The sequence below is a fragment of the Lacicoccus qingdaonensis genome (genome assembly GCF_900101075.1).
Lineage (GTDB): Bacteria > Bacillota > Bacilli > Staphylococcales > Salinicoccaceae > Lacicoccus > Lacicoccus qingdaonensis.
In genome coordinates this window covers 1-16,364 of sequence record NZ_FNFY01000020.1, presented here as the reverse complement: position 1 = coordinate 16,364, position 16,364 = coordinate 1, and the positions used below count along the sequence as shown (strand labels likewise).

At 45.0% G+C, this 16,364-nt stretch carries 19 protein-coding genes and 2 pseudogenes; 6 read left to right on the top strand and 15 right to left on the bottom strand.

Annotated elements, in window-relative coordinates:
• Positions 1 to 6: 6 nt before the first annotated feature.
• The 3 genes from map to BLR15_RS10380 are packed head-to-tail and all read right to left on the bottom strand — an operon-like array spanning position 7 to position 2,494.
• Positions 7 to 762, bottom strand: a complete 756-nt coding sequence (gene map / locus BLR15_RS10390; RefSeq protein ID WP_092987248.1) for a type I methionyl aminopeptidase — start codon at positions 760 to 762, stop codon at positions 7 to 9.
• A 45-nt stretch (positions 763 to 807) separates the two neighbouring features.
• Positions 808 to 1,875, bottom strand: a complete 1,068-nt coding sequence (gene dinB / locus BLR15_RS10385; RefSeq protein ID WP_092987246.1) for a DNA polymerase IV — start codon at positions 1,873 to 1,875, stop codon at positions 808 to 810.
• Between the two features lie 55 nt (positions 1,876 to 1,930).
• The gene (locus BLR15_RS10380) at positions 1,931 to 2,494 is read right to left on the bottom strand and encodes a DUF3267 domain-containing protein (RefSeq protein ID WP_092987244.1); all 564 of its coding nucleotides are present in this window, start codon (positions 2,492 to 2,494) and stop codon (positions 1,931 to 1,933) included.
• A 74-nt stretch (positions 2,495 to 2,568) separates the two neighbouring features.
• Between BLR15_RS10380 and BLR15_RS10375 the strand changes: the two genes are divergently transcribed.
• Positions 2,569 to 3,618 carry an NAD(P)/FAD-dependent oxidoreductase gene (locus BLR15_RS10375; protein ID WP_092987230.1) on the top strand — a complete coding sequence of 350 codons (1,050 nt, stop codon included), beginning with the start codon at positions 2,569 to 2,571 and terminating at the stop codon, positions 3,616 to 3,618.
• Between the two features lie 49 nt (positions 3,619 to 3,667).
• Here BLR15_RS10375 and BLR15_RS10370 read toward each other — a convergent pair whose 3' ends face one another.
• From BLR15_RS10370 to BLR15_RS10350, 5 genes are all read right to left on the bottom strand, one after another.
• A complete protein-coding gene (locus BLR15_RS10370; protein ID WP_092987228.1) occupies positions 3,668 to 3,895 on the bottom strand; it encodes a hypothetical protein in 228 nt (75 codons plus the stop codon).
• Positions 3,896 to 3,981: 86 nt separating this feature from the next.
• Complete coding sequence (locus BLR15_RS10365; RefSeq protein WP_092987227.1) at positions 3,982 to 4,506, bottom strand: hypothetical protein; 525 nt, start codon at positions 4,504 to 4,506, stop codon at positions 3,982 to 3,984.
• Between the two features lie 128 nt (positions 4,507 to 4,634).
• Positions 4,635 to 6,038, bottom strand: a complete 1,404-nt coding sequence (gene rlmD / locus BLR15_RS10360) for a 23S rRNA (uracil(1939)-C(5))-methyltransferase RlmD (protein WP_245696746.1) — start codon at positions 6,036 to 6,038, stop codon at positions 4,635 to 4,637.
• 53 nt (positions 6,039 to 6,091) lie between these two features.
• Positions 6,092 to 7,039: a VOC family protein gene (locus BLR15_RS10355; protein ID WP_092987226.1), complete on the bottom strand. Its 948-nt coding sequence runs from the start codon at positions 7,037 to 7,039 to the stop codon at positions 6,092 to 6,094.
• A gap of 20 nt (positions 7,040 to 7,059) precedes the next feature.
• Positions 7,060 to 7,722: a copper homeostasis protein CutC gene (locus BLR15_RS10350; protein WP_092987225.1), complete on the bottom strand. Its 663-nt coding sequence runs from the start codon at positions 7,720 to 7,722 to the stop codon at positions 7,060 to 7,062.
• A gap of 101 nt (positions 7,723 to 7,823) precedes the next feature.
• On the opposite strand from BLR15_RS10350, the gene BLR15_RS10345 reads away from it, so the two are divergent.
• The gene (locus tag BLR15_RS10345; RefSeq protein ID WP_092987220.1) at positions 7,824 to 8,705 is read left to right on the top strand and encodes an EamA family transporter; all 882 of its coding nucleotides are present in this window, start codon (positions 7,824 to 7,826) and stop codon (positions 8,703 to 8,705) included.
• 311 nt (positions 8,706 to 9,016) lie between these two features.
• Here BLR15_RS10345 and BLR15_RS10340 read toward each other — a convergent pair whose 3' ends face one another.
• From BLR15_RS10340 to BLR15_RS10315, 6 genes and pseudogenes are all read right to left on the bottom strand, one after another.
• Positions 9,017 to 10,006: a DUF4097 family beta strand repeat-containing protein gene (locus tag BLR15_RS10340; RefSeq protein WP_176754130.1), complete on the bottom strand. Its 990-nt coding sequence runs from the start codon at positions 10,004 to 10,006 to the stop codon at positions 9,017 to 9,019.
• A gap of 20 nt (positions 10,007 to 10,026) precedes the next feature.
• Positions 10,027 to 10,341, bottom strand: coding sequence for a PadR family transcriptional regulator (locus tag BLR15_RS10335; protein ID WP_092987218.1), 315 nt, complete (start codon positions 10,339 to 10,341; stop codon positions 10,027 to 10,029).
• Positions 10,342 to 10,521: 180 nt separating this feature from the next.
• A pseudogene (locus tag BLR15_RS10330) lies at positions 10,522 to 10,799 on the bottom strand (GNAT family N-acetyltransferase).
• 40 nt (positions 10,800 to 10,839) lie between these two features.
• The gene (locus BLR15_RS10325) at positions 10,840 to 11,436 is read right to left on the bottom strand and encodes an alpha/beta hydrolase (protein WP_092987217.1); all 597 of its coding nucleotides are present in this window, start codon (positions 11,434 to 11,436) and stop codon (positions 10,840 to 10,842) included.
• A 39-nt stretch (positions 11,437 to 11,475) separates the two neighbouring features.
• Positions 11,476 to 12,435 (bottom strand): ring-cleaving dioxygenase, encoded by a 960-nt coding sequence (locus BLR15_RS10320; RefSeq protein WP_092987213.1) that lies wholly within the window; start codon positions 12,433 to 12,435, stop codon positions 11,476 to 11,478.
• A gap of 74 nt (positions 12,436 to 12,509) precedes the next feature.
• On the bottom strand, positions 12,510 to 12,947 hold the full coding sequence (locus tag BLR15_RS10315) for a MarR family winged helix-turn-helix transcriptional regulator (RefSeq protein ID WP_092987212.1): 438 nt from the start codon (positions 12,945 to 12,947) through the stop codon (positions 12,510 to 12,512).
• Between the two features lie 113 nt (positions 12,948 to 13,060).
• On the opposite strand from BLR15_RS10315, the gene BLR15_RS10310 reads away from it, so the two are divergent.
• The 4 genes from BLR15_RS10310 to BLR15_RS10295 all read left to right on the top strand — a co-directional run bounded on the left by BLR15_RS10310 (position 13,061) and on the right by BLR15_RS10295 (position 16,017).
• Entirely contained in the window at positions 13,061 to 14,017 is a 957-nt protein-coding gene (locus BLR15_RS10310; protein WP_092987210.1) for a threonine ammonia-lyase, read from the top strand.
• A 338-nt stretch (positions 14,018 to 14,355) separates the two neighbouring features.
• Positions 14,356 to 14,655: a hypothetical protein gene (locus BLR15_RS10305; RefSeq protein ID WP_143003961.1), complete on the top strand. Its 300-nt coding sequence runs from the start codon at positions 14,356 to 14,358 to the stop codon at positions 14,653 to 14,655.
• Positions 14,656 to 14,755: 100 nt separating this feature from the next.
• On the top strand, positions 14,756 to 15,253 hold the full coding sequence (locus BLR15_RS10300) for a DUF1648 domain-containing protein (RefSeq protein WP_176754129.1): 498 nt from the start codon (positions 14,756 to 14,758) through the stop codon (positions 15,251 to 15,253).
• Positions 15,254 to 15,378: 125 nt separating this feature from the next.
• Positions 15,379 to 16,017 carry a uridine kinase family protein gene (locus BLR15_RS10295; protein ID WP_092987202.1) on the top strand — a complete coding sequence of 213 codons (639 nt, stop codon included), beginning with the start codon at positions 15,379 to 15,381 and terminating at the stop codon, positions 16,015 to 16,017.
• A 153-nt stretch (positions 16,018 to 16,170) separates the two neighbouring features.
• On the opposite strand, the pseudogene BLR15_RS10290 reads toward BLR15_RS10295, so the two are convergent.
• A pseudogene (locus BLR15_RS10290) lies at positions 16,171 to 16,364 on the bottom strand (IS110 family transposase); the annotation flags it as partial.

Sequence of the window (16,364 nt, the reverse complement as noted above, 5' to 3'; positions counted from 1 at the left end):
TTTCAATCAGTCTTCAATTTTCGTCAGGAATTTTGGACCGTCTTTGGTCACAACTACTGTATGTTCTTTCTGGGCAACGTAGCTGCCGTCTTTCGTCTCGAAGGCCCAGTCGTTCTTGCCTTCTGTAACGAGGCTCGCCTTTGATGAAATAAACGGCTCGACAGCAATGACCATGCCCTCTTTCAAAATATCTTTCTTACTTGCTTCATAGTAGTTCATAATGTGCTGCGGCGAGTCATGCAGCGTTTCACCGATACCGTGGCCAGTCAGATTTTTAATGACCGTCAGGCCATTTTTACGTGCGACGTTATGTACTGCACGTCCAATCTGGCTGACTTTGCCGCCGACTTTCACTTTTTCCATCGCAGCGTCGAATGCTTCTCCGCATACATCGATGACTTTCTGCTTCAGCTCATCATCCGACTCACCGATGACGAATGAAATGCCCGTATCTGAAAAGTATCCGTTTTTCTTGGCACTGACATCTATATTGACAAGATCGCCGTCTTTCAGTACCCGTGATCCCGGAATGCCGTGCGCAACTTCTTCATTGACACTGATGCATGTGTAGCCCGGGAAATCATATTCACTGATCGGCGCGCTCTCTGCACCGTATTCTTTCAAAAGACGCCCAGCTTCTTCATCTATCTCTTTTGTCGTCAAGCCGACTTTCGCATAATCGACCGTCGCGTTTAGGACTTTCCCGCAAATCTGGCCAATCTCTTCCAATGCTTTTAGTTCTTCATCTGTTTTAATTATCATAAGTCAATTGTCTTCCTTTTATAAAATTTTATTAAATACATACTATTATAAAAAATCATATATCGTCAAATTGCGATAACTTCTTTCTTCCAGGTGTGACACGGTCACACCAATCAGGCGTATCGGCGCTTCAGGTGACTTCACTTCATGATATAAATTGTATGCATAATGGAATATCTCTTCTCCGGTGAAAATCGGATTCGTGGTCATCATCTGTTTCGTATGTGTCTTAAAATCTTGTGTTTTCAATTTGACTGTGACGACCCGTCCGGCAAACTGGCGGCGTTCCATACTCTCGCTGACCTTGTCACTCAACCCTTCAAGCGTCTTAAGTATGTACTCATCATCATTGATGTCGTGATCGAACGTCGTTTCTTTTCCGACAGACTTACGCACCCGGTCGACACTCAGTTCATTCGTCCCGATGCCGCGGGCCTTCTTATAGAGAGAAGTTCCACGTTTGCCGAATTCACGTGTCAGATCAAGCTCGGACCACTCGTAGAGGTCTGCACCGTCATATATTTTCAACGATTTCATCTTCTCTTCGGTGACCGCACCGACACCAGGAAACTTGCCGATCGGCATCGCCTTTAAAACTTCCATGACATTGTCATAGTGGATGACCGTTGTTCCTTTCGGCTTGTTCATGCCGGAGGCGATTTTCGCCAGGTACTTATTATATGAAATGCCGCTTGATGACGTCAATCTCGTTTTCTCAAAAATATCCCTCTGAATATTCAGCGCCACAGATTTTGCCGTCCGCTCCCTTGACACGAGATGCGTAATATCGAGATACGCTTCATCCAGGCTGAGCGGCTCCACGACTTCAGAGTATGACAGGAATATTTCCATAATTTCTTTCGACACGGATTTGTACACATCAAAGCGCGGCCTGACGTAAATACCATCAGGGCACAGCTTATGCGCAGTTCTTGTCGGCATCGCTGAATGCACGCCGAATTTGCGCGCTTCATAACTGGCAGTCGCAACGACGCCCCTGCTGAGCGAACGGCCGCCGACGATCAGGGGCCTGCCCCTGTACTCGGGATGATCCCGCTGTTCAATCTGGGCATAGAACGCGTCCATATCTATATGAATGATTCTTCTTTCCATAGTATCACCTAAAACTTATCATTAAGTCCATTATACCATGATACGAACAAACGTTCTAATTTTCAGGCAGGCTTTCATACATCGTCATACCGACATCCGTATCTTCGACATACTTCATGTTCGGGTGTTTATTCAGCAGGTATAAATAATAAAAATCACCGGCACATGCGCCTGTATGGAGCGCCAGAAAGTATTTGATCGAAGAGTGTGGTACTATGAACCACATGACGAGCATCAGTGAAGTGATAATGATGAACGGCATGATAATGATGATTTTGAACTGCCTGCGGTCGAAAAATTCACCGGGAGAGGTCGCATAGAACATACCTTTACTATAACCGAATTTGACGTTGCCATCCGGTTTGAAGATTTTAAAAAATAAACCGTGGATCGCTTCATGTACTGTTATGATCAAAAACAGTAAGATGATGATGAAAAGGACGGACAATAGTATTTCCGTCAAAGACCATCCCAAAAGGGCCGGACCTGTAGTATTTGTGAAAAAGACTTCAAATAAGTAAAATACTATAAAGGCGCCCATAGTAATGAGAATGGACCATTTGTTCAAAGTCTTTAAAGCTTGCTGATCTTTGAATATATTCAAAACGTATTTTTCCATGAGTAAAACTCCCCATCATTGATCAATAAACAGTTTATCATAATTTTATATATATTAACGTACGGAGGGATAGAATGTCACAATTCACAGTAATCGGCGGAGGCATCATCGGTGCATCTACGGCCTACCACCTCATTAAACAAGGTCATGAAGTCACAGTTTATGACCGGAATGACAGAGGAAATGCAACCGGAGCATCTGCCGGAATCATCAACCCATGGGTATCACAGAGAAGAAATAAGAAGTGGTACCGTCTTGTAACAAAAGCTGCACGATACTACCCGGGATTCATCGGACAGCTGGAAGAAGAAACGGATTCGGAAACCGGCTATACAAGACGCGGATCGATCTCTTTATTCAAAGATGATGACGTACTGGAGCTCGCCTTCAACAGAATCAGTAAAAAGAAAACCGATGCCCCTGAAATGGGCGAAGTAAAAATGTTGTCCCGGGAGGAAGTGAAGGATTATCATCCTCACCTTAGTGATAAGTACTCCGGTGTCTATGTCGAAGGCGGTGCCCAGGTCAAGGGTGCCCTGCTGAGAGATTCATTGAAAAAGGCATTTATAAAAGCCGGCGGCACATGGATCGATAAAAATCCGCCGGAAACAACGGAAGGTATGACGATATATGCTACAGGCGCATGGGGATCTGAACAGGGTTTCAAACCGGTAATCACACATCAGCGCTCTGAAGTACTGCATTTCAAAGTGGAGGAGGCTGAAGTCGTAAAAACACCTGTCGTCATGGCTCTCGGCCCCATCTATATTGTCGAGATGGGAGATAATGAATTTGCGATCGGTACGACGCATCAAAAGACCGAGTCATATGATGATTCACCGTCGGAAGAAAACTATCAATATCTGCGGGGGCTTGCAGAAAGGTATTTCCCGGACTCCAAACTTACAGACATCAGGATGATGGTCGGTTTCAAGCCTTATACAAGGGACTTTCTGCCGTTCATCGGCCATGTGGATGAGAATACATTCGTCATCAACGGTGCCGGTGCAACGGGTCTGACTGCCGGACCTTTCATCGGACATGAAGTCGCCAGATTTTTAAGCGGTGAAGAAACCGACCTTGATCTGAGTGACTACAGCTATGTAGAACCGGAAAATAATTAAAGCACAATAAAAAGGGCTGATTCACAAGCCCTGTCCCCTTTGTGCGCACTTATGAAAAGTGCAGTACGGTATAAACTACCGTAAATATGAACATTCCGATATTCAATGCAAAAAGCCCCCATGCAAGCGGGTTTACTCTGAATTTCAGATTGATAAAACTGAATAGAAAACCCAGCAGTCCAAATAATAATGAAATCAACCATAAGAGCGCGTCATCAAATATTAAATGGAACACTAAAATTGCTACCGGTATCGCAATACATAACAACCTTAGCATACGATTCCCCCTTAACGTCTCAATAGTTTGATTTTACATGTTTTCCCTTGAGTTTTCAAAACATTTTTACAAGTGACACAATTTCGCTATAATGCCCGCTCGATGTACCAGTCTTCCCGCTTATATGTTTTATACATAAAGAACATCAGAAGACCGATTATGAAGCTGAGGGAATTCACTTCAAATTTTTCTCCGAGAACGATTGCCGTTTCCCCGCTCACCGGATCTTCAATGACCGTCATCACATGGCTCGCATGGTAATAGACTTCCAGGTTGCCGTTCCAGTCTTCGGCAAGTGTGATATATTTATTATCAAATTTACCATCCACTTTGAAGTACAGGAGGTTGCTCCCCGGCCGTTCTTTCAATTTGAATTCATAATTATCCGACTGCACGATATAGCTTGCGACGTTCAGATCGCGGAAACGCCTCTTCTTCATACCGACGACCACCTTATCGCCGGAATTGCCGATGAATTGATAAGTGCTTCTTTTGTCGCAGTTTCTCAGCACACTGCGCTGAATGGATCCGTAAACTTTGTCATCATCACCGATAATCACAACTTCTTGTTTTTTATTCTTGATTTGAATCTTGTATGTAAATTGCTCCATTCTACACCCTCTTTTCTTATTTCCATTATATACATTTGTAAAGAATCTATAAAGATTAAAACGCATAATTATCAAAAATTAAGAGCTGCAGCGGCAACTTTCACCTTTCTGCAACTCCTAATCAAACATTATTCTTTTTCCAGTTCCAAAACCGATACGATTTCAACGTGAGCACTGTGCGGGAACAGGTCAACAGGCTGAACCTGTCTGAGTGTATAGCCGAATTCTCTCAGCCATGTAATGTCATCAGCAAATGATTCCGGGTTGCATGAAACATAGACGACTCTGTTCGTTCCGAGTCTGCCGATGCGGCGCATCACTTTGCCGCCGGCTCCTGAACGCGGCGGGTCGAGCAGCAGCAGATCCGGTATGCCCCACGTCTTGAGAATCTCGGACATGCCGCGCCTTGCATCTTTCGCGAGGAAGTACGTATTGTGAATATCATTGTCCCCGGCATTCCTTTTGGCCGATTCAATCGACGATTCAACGATTTCGATGCCTGCCAAAGATTTCACCCTGCCGGCAAACGGCAGTGAAAAAGTTCCGACACCGCAGAATAGGTCGATCATCGTTTCATGCTCTTTGACGTCTGCCATTTCAGTGGCGAGTTCCACAAGTTTCTGCGCCTGGGTCGGGTTCGTCTGGAAGAATGTGTTGTACCAGACACGGTAGCTGTAACCGCTCATCTCTTCATGGATATACTCCCTGCCGTGAAGAAGATGGATATCCTCGTCCTCTGCCTGGGCGACATCTGCGATTTCTTTGTTCTCCATCCACATCAGACTTTCCAAAGAATCAATCTCGGACGTCAGCCTTAGAACCAGTGCGTTGACCGCTTCTGTGAGGTCACCGTCTGGTGCCTCTGTTGCAAACAATGCTGCCATAAGCTCGCCTGTAATCTGTGACTGTCTGACCATCAGATGGCGCAGCAGCCCGGTGTGATTATCCTTATCGTAACCCGGCAGATCAAAATCTTTCGCCCACCCGGAGACGATTTTCATGACGTTCACCATATCCCTGCTTGAAATCAGACATGTATCCAGGTCGATGATATTTCTGAAGTTACCGAGTTCATGAAGGCCGAGATGCCCTTCTTTTGAAAATGTGAACTCCATCTTATTCCTGAATTCGAACGGGTGCTCCATTCCGATTGTATCTTTGACCATCGAAGTATCGAAATCATGCTTCTTTAAAAATGATTTGACAAGGTCCGTCTTGTAATTGAGCTGGCCTTCATACTGCCAGTGCTGCCATACACAGCCACCGCACATTTCAAAGTGCGGACACGGCGGCGTCACCCGTTCTTTGTGCGGTGTGAGTATTTTACCCGGCATGACCGTCGCACGCCTTCTGCCGTCCGCATTCGGCACATCGACTTCCACTTCTTCGCCGATCAGCGTCTGAGGAATATTAAGCTTCAGCTTGCGCGGCTTATGGCCGCCATGATCCCTGTATTCCAGAGCCATGCCGGAACCTTTTTTATCCAGACTGTGAATCGTCGTCGTTAATTTAACACTTTTTTGTTCGTTCAATTTATAACCTCCAAAATATCAGACAATCGTTGTCATATCTTCGTGCTAAAATATTACTGATCTGTCCAGTCACTGATAGGTGTCAGACCGCTCTCGATTTCATCCCGTTTCTCTTCCAGTGCCGGCGGCAGATCAAGTTTTTTACCGAGCTCACTCTCGTCAGTGTCTGCAGTAAAGCCTCTTGCGTCCGGGCCGACGATTTCAAACATCACACCGTTATCCTCGCGGAAATAAAGGCTCTCAAAATAATAGCGGTCGATGACACCGGTTGTACGGTATCCGCGTGCCTTCAACATTTCATCCACTCCATGCAGATCAGCACCGTCCGTCTGAACCGCCAGATGATGGATGGTGCCGCGACCCTGGACCTCGATTCTTCCTTCTCTTTCACAGATGATGATTTCACCGGTCAACCGGTTTTTATGTGCACGGAGAATTGCATGCTCTCTTGTATCTTCGATGATGTCATACTTGAAAATCCCGGTGAGCATATCGACCATCTTGTCTTTGTCGCGCACATTTATCTGAACCGGGCCCATGCCGAGGATCAGATATTCCTCATCAATATCATTATTCGTCCACGGTTCCCATTCCGGCGGGAGCGTCTCGCCTTCTGCACTGAACAGTATCAGCTTTAAAGTATCCGCATCCCGAAACTCGAGGACACTGCGTCCGTAATATTCTTTTTTCTCACTTTCAAAGCCGAATTTTTTCAGACGCTCCTGCCAGTAGTCAAAAACCGTTTCATCTTTTACAAGCAGGCCGAGTGCATGATGGGCATTCGTGCCGGGCTTCCGGTCTGCGACATAAGGCATATCAAAATAGGTAATATCGTTTCCGGCTGTGCCGAGCGTGTCCCCGTAAAACACGTGGTACATCGAGTGGTCATTCTGGTTGACGGACACTTTGACCCGTCTCAGCCCCAGTACCTCAGTGTAAAAATGATTATTCTTTTTCAGATCTTTTGTATACATGGAAATATGATGATGTCTTTTAATCATTGAGCCCCACCCTTTCCGAGTCAAAAAAATGAATGGACCAGACGCTGTGACATTCCGGTTTTGAATGTGCCGTCCAGACGGACGCCGCTTCCTGCATGAATGTACTCGAATTCATCCAGAAACTGACTGACGTTGTTTTCATTGATGCCCCCGCCAGGCATGATGACTTTATTTTTCTCTTTGGCAAACTTATTCATCTCGATCAACAGCGGCAGGTTTTCGCTCGCATATCCTTCTCCTCCCGAAGTCAGAATCGTCTGCACTTCTTCATACTTCAATAAAGTCTGCAGCGCTTCGAACTGGATGCGCGCCGAGTCAAATGCACGGTGGAATGTAATATTCAGCCCTTCAGCCCGGCTGATGACCTTCTTTAAAAAATACTCGTCGACAACCCCTTCATATGTCAGCATACCTATGACGATGCCGGCGGCATTCGTCTGTTTGATAAAGTCGATGTCGCTCAGCATTTCCTGCTGGTCGAGTGCGTTATAGACGAACCCCCGGTTATGGGTCCTGACCATGACATGTATGGGTATTCGTGACAGTTTCGATGCCTCTTCTATCAGTCCGATGCTCGGCGTCAAACCGTCTTCATTCATATTGGCACACAGTTCGATCCTGTCGGCGCCGTATTGGTTGGCATCGATGACATCCTGTATGTTTGTTGCGATCACTTCTAACATAACACCCACTCCACTCAAGTCATTTTATTGTTATAATCATTGAAATTACCTATATTATATCTTATATATGGTTTGTATGTAATTATTTTAGGAGAGATCAAATGAGACAGAGTCTGGCACCTTTCATGATTTTATTTGCAGCAATGCTCTGGGGCACTGCCGGAACGGCAAAAGCCTTCGCAAGCGAAGTAGACAGTATATCGATGGGCGTCGCGAGACTGGTAATCGGCGGTGTTATGCTGATGGCGATCGCCGTACTGACCAAAAAAATGACGTTCAAAGGCTGGCCGGTGAAACCTCTGATCATCGGCGGAATTGCGATGGCACTTTTCCAGCCATTCTTTTTCAGTGCCGTCGAGCTGACGGGCATTGCTGTCGGTACGGTCGTTTCTATAGGCAGCGCACCTGTATTCTCGGGAATGATTGAATGGCTGATTTTCAAAATCAGACCATCCCGGGTATGGTGGCTGTCCACAGTACTCGCGATTACGGGATGTATTATTTTAATGTTCAACACTAATGCAGTAACAGTCGATGCCTCAGGCGTCCTCCGAGGACTCGGCGCAGGCATTTCATTCGCCAGCTTTACGATGTCGAACTCGAGACTTGTCCAGTCACGTGATCCGATCGCTTCGGTGGCGATGATATTCTGCCTGAGTGCCCTGATCCTGTCACCATTCCTATTCATCAATGATATGTCATGGATCGGTGAAACGAACGGACTTCTGGTCGCTTTACATATCGGCCTGTTCGCAACAACTTTGGCATACTTTTTATTCTCAAGCGGTTTAAGACATGTAAAATCTTCGACCGCCGTCACACTGTCTCTCGCCGAACCTTTGACAGCTTCACTTCTCGGCGTATTTCTCGTCGGTGAAACACTAGACAGCCTGTCATGGGCCGGCCTCATCATGCTCCTTCTCGGCATCGTCATACTCGTCCTGCAGTCGAGAAAGAATAAGAGGCAGGCGGTGAATGTGTGAGTTGGTGAGGTGCGGGTGATTTTGAGACCTGGAGACACCTTCTGCGCTATAAGTCACCTGAGAAAAGGCTGAATATAGCGTCAGGACTCTGATTACGCTATAACCCGCTTGTGAAAAGTCTGGATATAGCGCCATAGCGGCAGCTGCGCTATAAGTCGATTATGAAATTCGTACATATAGCGTATAGTCATTAGCCACGCTATAACCTACTTATAAAATGAACAGATATAGCGCCAGGAAGACTCCCCCTCGAGCGGCACAGCAACAAAAAGAGCAGCAACTCATAACTCGAGTTATTGCTCCTTTTATTTTTAATGAATACTGACAGATCCCATCGAGGTCGTAAATCTTGCAGTATATTCCGGATGGTCAACAATATAATTATCAAGCTGATTTGATACACTGCCCATTTTTGTTTTCGCAATGATTTGTGTTACAGTCGGCTTATGGTTATAGACGACACTGATCGAGCCCATATCGGTATGCGCCGTAATATTTGAATCATGCTGTGCATTTTTAATGTCAATCGCTCCCATATCCGTTGAATACGACTGATGGTTTGCAACAATATTATCTGCTTTCACCCTGCCCATATCCGTCGCGAGTTTAACATCATCAAAACCGCTGTTTTTAACGGTTACAGATCCCATATCACTTGTAAACTCTCCGTTCATACCGACAATATTTTCAACTGTGACCCCTCCGAGATCCGCAGCCACATTAAAAGTTTTGGCTGTGAGTCCGCTCAGTGTCACTGCCCCTTTTTCCGTCCTGATTTTTAAATCAGTCAAAGTTTCCGGCCAGACGATTGTCAACTTGTCACTGCGGTAGTTTTTGTTGCGCATAAAATCAAGTATGTTGAAGTGGACTTTCTTCGCATTTTTATTCTTATGTCTGAATATGAGCTTATCTCCATCGACGCCGTGCGAAAACTCGCTCTGCTCTCCGGGGCTCTCATAATTCATTTCAAACTTGATCCCGCTTCTGATATCGACCGTTAAAAAATCACCCTGGATATCGATGCTGTTAATATCTTTCGGGTTGATATCCTGATGAAGATCTGACTGCATCGCAGCATATTCCGGCTCTCTGGCGTTCTCCTCAACGTTTTCGACTGATAAGATTTCTTCTGCAATATCTGCCGGGTCTCCCAAAGCTGCCACAACCTCTTCTTCACTTTTGCCCTCTTCCACACCTTCATTGATGTGATTTTGATACTCGTTTAAAATATCATTTCTTACGGTGCTTGAAAGCTGTATCAGCTCATTTTCAAGCTGCTTCAAAAATTCATTCTTTGTCATAATAAATTTCTCCCTTTTGTTTAATGCGTATCTTCGAGCAACTGATTGACCGCTTTGGTATAGGTTCTCCATTCCTCGTGTATACTCTCCAAATGCGCTTCCCCTTCTGATGTCAACGTGTAGTATTTCCTTGCCGGGCCGCCGGTCGATTCTTTGAAATGACTGTCAACAACCCCCTCTTTGACCAATCGTCTGAGCAGCGGATACAAAGTGCCGTCCGCAATATTGATATATTTACCGATATTTTGTGCGAGCTGATAGCCGTACTGTTCTTCCTGTCTGATAAACGACAGCACACAAAGTTCCAGCGACCCCTTTTTAAACTGTGCGTTCATTCGGTACCCCCCCTTTTCGACTACTGCTCTTAACTCACTACTGTTCATTGTTCACTACTTAGTTATAGTATATTGCTCACTAGTGAATAATGCAAGGTATGTGTTAAAAATAAAGATCTCAGCACACAGAAAAATCCCATCCTGGCTCATTCAGCCGGGGCGGGATTCTGTAATCATCTTCTATTTCAGTACATCTTCATACTCGTCATCATTCTTTTCAAGCCGTGCCTTTGCAAATGGACATAATGGAATGATCTGGATTTCTTTCTCGCATAACGGACCACAGCTTCAAGCAGTCGATCACCGATGCCTTCACCGCGCAGTTCATCACTCACTTCGGTATGGTCAATGATGATCTGCGTCTTGGCGTTATGGACATAAGTCATCAGAGAGAGTGGATCTTCTTCATCGTCGTCCACATAAAATTTGTTCTGACCCTGCTTTACAGTCATATCCATATTTCCATCTCCTGTCCTTTGACAAACGGAAATAGTGAGGTTACTTATTCAGCCAATCTCTTGCTTCCATCGCGACTTCCTGCGGCAGGCTGTGCCCGTTGACCCACGTGTGCCTGACATCTGCACCGCGCTCTTTAAAGATTTCAACAACTTTTTCACTTTCATCTTCAGGAACGATCGGATCGCCTTTACCGAGTGACAGGAACACTTCTGCGCCGCTCAGATCTTTATTATTACCCGAAAGGTCAACAGGATACAGCGGTGCGAATAAAAGTGCTTTTTTGATGTCCGATTCTTCTCTCAGCATGATGTTGATCGCAATGTTCGACCCGTTTGAGAATCCGACCGGAATCGCGTCTTCTGTGTTGAAATCATATTTATCTGCTGATTCCTTGATGAAATTCAGAAGTTCTTTCCCTCTGAATTCAAGGTCTTCCATGTCATACTGCCCTTCGCCGTGGCGTTTGAAATAACGGTTCATGCCGCCTTCCTGGACGTTGCCGCGGATGGACAGTATGCTGTAGTCGCTGTTCAGCATTTCGGCAAGCGGAATCAGATCATGCTCCGTACCGCCTGTGCCATGCAATAATACAAATACCGGTCCGCCTTTTTTACCTTCTTTAAAAATGTGTAACATATATATTTCCTCCTGATTTCTTATCTATTTTAATTATGATTACTTGCTGCGAGTTGTATCAAATGGTCTGATCTGCGATTCTATATGCTCCCGCTGTGGTTCCAAAAACGGCGGCAGTGCCAATGATTCACCAAGCGTTTCATACGGTTCGTCGCCCATGAAGCCCGGACCGTCCGTCGACAGCTCGATCAATATGTGACCGACCCTTGAGTACAGTGCTTCAAAATAGAAACGATCGACATTGCCCGAGTGGCTCAATCCCAGCTCATTGTAATTTTCTTCCCATTTTTTGATCGCTTCATGATCTTTTACTCTGAAGGACACGTGGTGAACTTCACCGTAACCCTGTCTTGCGGACTGGGAGCCGTCTTTTCGGACAATCACCTGACCTCCGTTTCCGCCTTCGCCGACATCTAATACAACGATATCTTCCTCTTCCACCACAGGTTTCATATTGTAGATTCCGGTCAGGTTTTCCACGAATTTATCCAAATAAGAGATCGTAATTTCAATCGGACCGAGTCCGTAAATGGCTTTGTCTTCCGGTACAGGACCGTTTTTCCAAGGTGTCCCCGGCGCTATGCCTTCATTGTTCTCATCAGAGAACAATTGGTATCTCTGGCCGTCCGCTTCTTCAAAAGGCAGCACCTTTTTGCCGAATAAATCCCGGATGCCTTCGTGCTTGACACCGAATTCATCAAATCGTTCCTGATAATATTCCAGAGCCGCATCATCCGGCACTCTCAGACCGATTCGGCTGATAGAATTCGAACCTCTCTGCCCCTGCGGGACATTCGGAAAATCAAAGAAAGTCAAATCCGTTCCCGGACTGCCGGCATCATCAGCAAAAAATGTGTGATATGTGTGAATGTCATCTTGGTTGACTGTTTTCTTGACGAGTCTCATTCCTAACACTTCAGTGATGAACCGATAGTTCCTCACCGCATCGTCTGTCATTGCAGTGACGTGATGAATACCCAGTAGTTCATGATTAACCATTTTAACTCTCCTTTATTAAACATGATTTTATTATATCTCGAAATCGAGATAAGTTTCAAAAAGTTTGCTCAAACCTAATTAGTCTGAGCGCGCTTCACTGATATTTTTTTCAAAGTCTTCCTGAATGCAGCCAGTTCTTCATCCGTCAACTCTTCAAACAGTTCTTTGATGAGTTCGGCATGCGGCGGGAAAATTTCCACCATGAGCTCACGCCCCTTTTCGGTCAGGAACGCATAGCTGATCCGTCGGTCATTCGTATCCGGACGTCTGTCCACATAGCCCTTATCAACGAGCTTATCCACAACATAGGTTGTACTGCTGCTCGCAATTAAAATACGATTTTTAATATGCTGTATCGGCTGGTCACCTTTGTTGTATAATAGTTCCAGAACAGCAAACTCGGTGATGTTCAAACCGTAACGTGAAACATCCTTCTTGACGTTGCTTTCCAGGTACTCGTTTGTACGTTTCACACCTACAAAGGCCTTAAAAGCTTCTTTTGTGCGATTCATTGTCTCACCTTCTGTCATAAACCAAATTATTTCAGTTTCGAGATAATTTTAGTATGATTCGTTACTATTGTCAAATTATTTATATAAATCCAATAGAAAAGAGGTTTTTATTTATGATATCCGTTAATTATATATACCAAGCACGCGAGAAGATTAAACCTTTTATTGTTAAAACACCTCTGATCCGTCTCCAGAACCTGGACGAGTATGCGGGCTGCGAAGTGTATGCAAAGCTTGAAAATATGCAGAACACAAAAGCTTTCAAGCTCCGCGGTGCGATGAATAAAATTCTCAGCCTGACCGATGAAGAAAAAGAAGCAGGCATCATCTGCTCCTCTTCCGGCAACCATGGCCAGGCAGTCAGTTACGCTTCAAAGCTGCTGGGGATAAAGGCCACGATCGTCATTCCTGAAACCGCACCGTCGTTCAAAGTCGAGGCCATCAGACAGCACGGCGCGGCGACTGAATTCTGCACCGTCGATGACCGTTTCATTGTAACGAAACAGCTGGCTGAAAAACACGGATATACAATCGTGCCGCCTTTCGAAGATGATCTCGTCATGGCTGGTCAGGGTACCGTCGGCCTCGAAATAATGGATGAGAACATTCCATTCGACCATGTGCTGGTCCCGGCAAGCGGCGGCGGACTGATCGGCGGTGTTTCCACTGCCATGAAGGAATCAGGATTCAAGGGCAGAGTCATCGGTGTCGAGCCTGAAAGGCTGCCGAGATACACAAAAAGTCTGGCAGCCGGCGAACCGGTCCAGCTTGAATCACAGAAAACGATTGCCGATGCGCTGGTCGTCAACCGTCCGGGCACTTTGAATTTTGAAGTCGTTCAAAAACATGGGGATGATTTTCTGAGTGTATCCGATGAAACGATGCTGAAAGCCCAGAAGATGATGCTGATGGAAGGTAAAATTCTTGCAGAAGTGTCCTCGGCCATCGGACTCGGTGCGCTGCTCGATAAAAAGCTGGATGTCAAAGAAGATGATAAGGTCTGCCTCGTCGTTTCGGGCGGCAACCTCGGCTTCGAACAGCTCGAGATGCTGAAGGACATTGAGTATTGATAGACAGGCAGAATCCCGGTGAACTCTATGTTTACCGGATTTTTTATTTTCATGGCGATTAAATATTGGATTTTGTTGAAAATGATCGGTTCTTTATTTAGAAAACGAGTATATCTGAAATTTTGGAAGACTTAATCGTTTTCCTCTTCAATATCCGAGTATATTGAAGTTTGCTATCCACTTACTCGTTTCCCGGCCCTGAATTCCGAGTATATCTATCTCATCACACATCTTAATCGTTTTGCACGTCCTGAATTCGAGCACATATCCATTTTCGAGTGACTTACTCGTTTCCCGGCCTGATAATCTGAGTAAATTATATCTTCTATCCTTTCGGGATGATAATGATTACGGGAGTCAATCTGCTCATCGCAAGCTTTTACTACACGACATTCGCCAGGGACTGGTTCAAAAATGTCAATATAAAAGTGGTCATATACCTGGTACCGATGGGCTTCACTTATATGTTCTACTTTATGCCGCTGATTAACCTGGTCAACACAGGCATTGAAATAAATGCGTTCTGGAACTTCACTCTCTATACCCTGCCCTATATCATTCTCGGACTTGGCATCCTGGCATATGCAGTCACCTACTTTACGACACAGAAAAAGGCAGTCCGGCATGATGTCGTCTAACATTGATTGAGCACAGACTTTCTGTGCTCAATTTTTTGTGTGAAAACAAATGCTGTTATGGGATAATGAAGTCAAACAACATGTATAAGAGGTAATCAAATTGCAAACACGACCAAAGCTGGATATTCCTAAAACAGCTGCAGAAAAAGTCTACAACATCATCGGCTACAGCATATTTACCGGGGCTCTTGTTTATGCCATTATCACTTTTCCATTCCTGCCTGCGGAAGTGCCCATGCATTTCGGTTCAGCTGGTGAAGTGAACAGATACGGCTCGAAATATGAAATGATCATTTTAATAGTCATACCATTCTTTATCATACCTATGCTCGAAGCTCTTGAAAGAGTTCCTGAAATGCACAACTATCCAAAGCGGATGGATGAATCCACTGTTGAAGCTTTTTATTTGAACAGCCGCCAGCTCATGAACGCAACCAAAAACGGTGTGCTGGTCATCTTCGCTGTGATCTTTATAGAAATTATCAACTACGGCGTATTGGACCAATCAACATTCGGTGTCTTTATGATTCCTTTAATTATTATATTGGCCTTAGGCCCGATTGTCTGGGCAATGCTCGGACGCAGAAAAATAAAGTGATTGCCCCTGGACACAACTCAATGAAATCCGGTGAGTTGTGTTTTAAGTGAACTGCAAATTACGCATTTTTGTAAAATTACATCAGTTTATGGGATAATAAAATTAACGGGTAGAAGAGGTGCATTATGGAATCGCTCATCAGACAGATCAATGAAGTCATCAATACTGCCGAAAATAGAATATTCATTGCCATCTCCGGCCATGGTGCATCCGGCAAGACATCTTTCGCACGCAGGCTGTGCGATTCCCTCGATACGGATTATAATTACATGAATACGGACACTTACATCATCGAAGGCCGGCATCTGGGTAATACGTATGCGGACTATACAGTTGACGGCAGCCGTTCCACTTTCAAAATCACGGCATGCATGCCGATCCGCCACGAGCTTAACAGTTTGACGAGGGATATCAAAGTGCTTAAAAATGGCGCACGTCTCACAACAATAGACAAACCATGGGACGCTGAAAAAGTGCTGGATGGTTCCCGCAAAGTCACAATCATCGAAGGGATGTCCGCGGCCTTTCTCGAAGATTTCAACTTTGATTTGTCCGTCTACTTCTATACCGATTCAGAAACAGAACTTGAACGCAGAAAGAAGCGTGATGTCGAACAGCGTGGCCGGAGCCTGGACACACTGATCAGCGCGCAGAAACACAGGCGGGACCAGTACGATCTGTTCATGCATCCTTTAAGGGAAAAATTCGATATCATTGTAGATTATTCAAACAATGAATTTAAAATGATCAAGTCAAATTTATAAGACTTGTGGTGTTAAGTCAAATTGATGTATTCATAACGTCAGTAGAGGCGACAACTGAATCACAGATTTAAAGCATACTTAAATAAGCCTAGCGTAATTTCACATTTTTCCTAGGCGTTGGATGAAAGGATTCGAGTCAATATTATGCCCGAATTACACACTCCTTTCCGGCATGTAGAGTTGGTGGTTGCGTAGTAGGACATCCACCAGACGCACAAGTTTTCTTGCGGTAAGGACGAGGGCTCTTTTGTGTTGATGCTTGGGGACTTCTGCTTTCTTTTTCTGATAGTACGCACGAAACGTCGGAATATTATTGCGGACTGAATTGGCAGCCTCAATCAAGTAAT

Excerpts from the sequence above, each read along its gene's own strand:
- map (WP_092987248.1), bottom strand. The coding sequence starts at position 762 with ATGATAATTAAAACAGATGAAGAACTAAAAGCATTGGAAGAGATTGGC.
- dinB (WP_092987246.1), bottom strand. The coding sequence starts at position 1,875 with ATGGAAAGAAGAATCATTCATATAGATATGGACGCGTTCTATGCCCAG.
- BLR15_RS10380 (WP_092987244.1), bottom strand. The coding sequence starts at position 2,494 with ATGGAAAAATACGTTTTGAATATATTCAAAGATCAGCAAGCTTTAAAG.
- BLR15_RS10375 (WP_092987230.1), top strand. The coding sequence starts at position 2,569 with ATGTCACAATTCACAGTAATCGGCGGAGGCATCATCGGTGCATCTACG.
- BLR15_RS10370 (WP_092987228.1), bottom strand. The coding sequence starts at position 3,895 with ATGCTAAGGTTGTTATGTATTGCGATACCGGTAGCAATTTTAGTGTTC.
- BLR15_RS10365 (WP_092987227.1), bottom strand. The coding sequence starts at position 4,506 with ATGGAGCAATTTACATACAAGATTCAAATCAAGAATAAAAAACAAGAA.
- BLR15_RS10355 (WP_092987226.1), bottom strand. The coding sequence starts at position 7,039 with ATGATTAAAAGACATCATCATATTTCCATGTATACAAAAGATCTGAAA.
- BLR15_RS10350 (WP_092987225.1), bottom strand. The coding sequence starts at position 7,722 with ATGTTAGAAGTGATCGCAACAAACATACAGGATGTCATCGATGCCAAC.
- BLR15_RS10345 (WP_092987220.1), top strand. The coding sequence starts at position 7,824 with ATGAGACAGAGTCTGGCACCTTTCATGATTTTATTTGCAGCAATGCTC.
- BLR15_RS10340 (WP_176754130.1), bottom strand. The coding sequence starts at position 10,006 with ATGACAAAGAATGAATTTTTGAAGCAGCTTGAAAATGAGCTGATACAG.
- BLR15_RS10335 (WP_092987218.1), bottom strand. The coding sequence starts at position 10,341 with ATGAACGCACAGTTTAAAAAGGGGTCGCTGGAACTTTGTGTGCTGTCG.
- BLR15_RS10325 (WP_092987217.1), bottom strand. The coding sequence starts at position 11,436 with ATGTTACACATTTTTAAAGAAGGTAAAAAAGGCGGACCGGTATTTGTA.
- BLR15_RS10320 (WP_092987213.1), bottom strand. The coding sequence starts at position 12,435 with ATGGTTAATCATGAACTACTGGGTATTCATCACGTCACTGCAATGACA.
- BLR15_RS10315 (WP_092987212.1), bottom strand. The coding sequence starts at position 12,947 with ATGAATCGCACAAAAGAAGCTTTTAAGGCCTTTGTAGGTGTGAAACGT.
- BLR15_RS10310 (WP_092987210.1), top strand. The coding sequence starts at position 13,061 with ATGATATCCGTTAATTATATATACCAAGCACGCGAGAAGATTAAACCT.
- BLR15_RS10305 (WP_143003961.1), top strand. The coding sequence starts at position 14,356 with ATGATAATGATTACGGGAGTCAATCTGCTCATCGCAAGCTTTTACTAC.
- BLR15_RS10295 (WP_092987202.1), top strand. The coding sequence starts at position 15,379 with ATGGAATCGCTCATCAGACAGATCAATGAAGTCATCAATACTGCCGAA.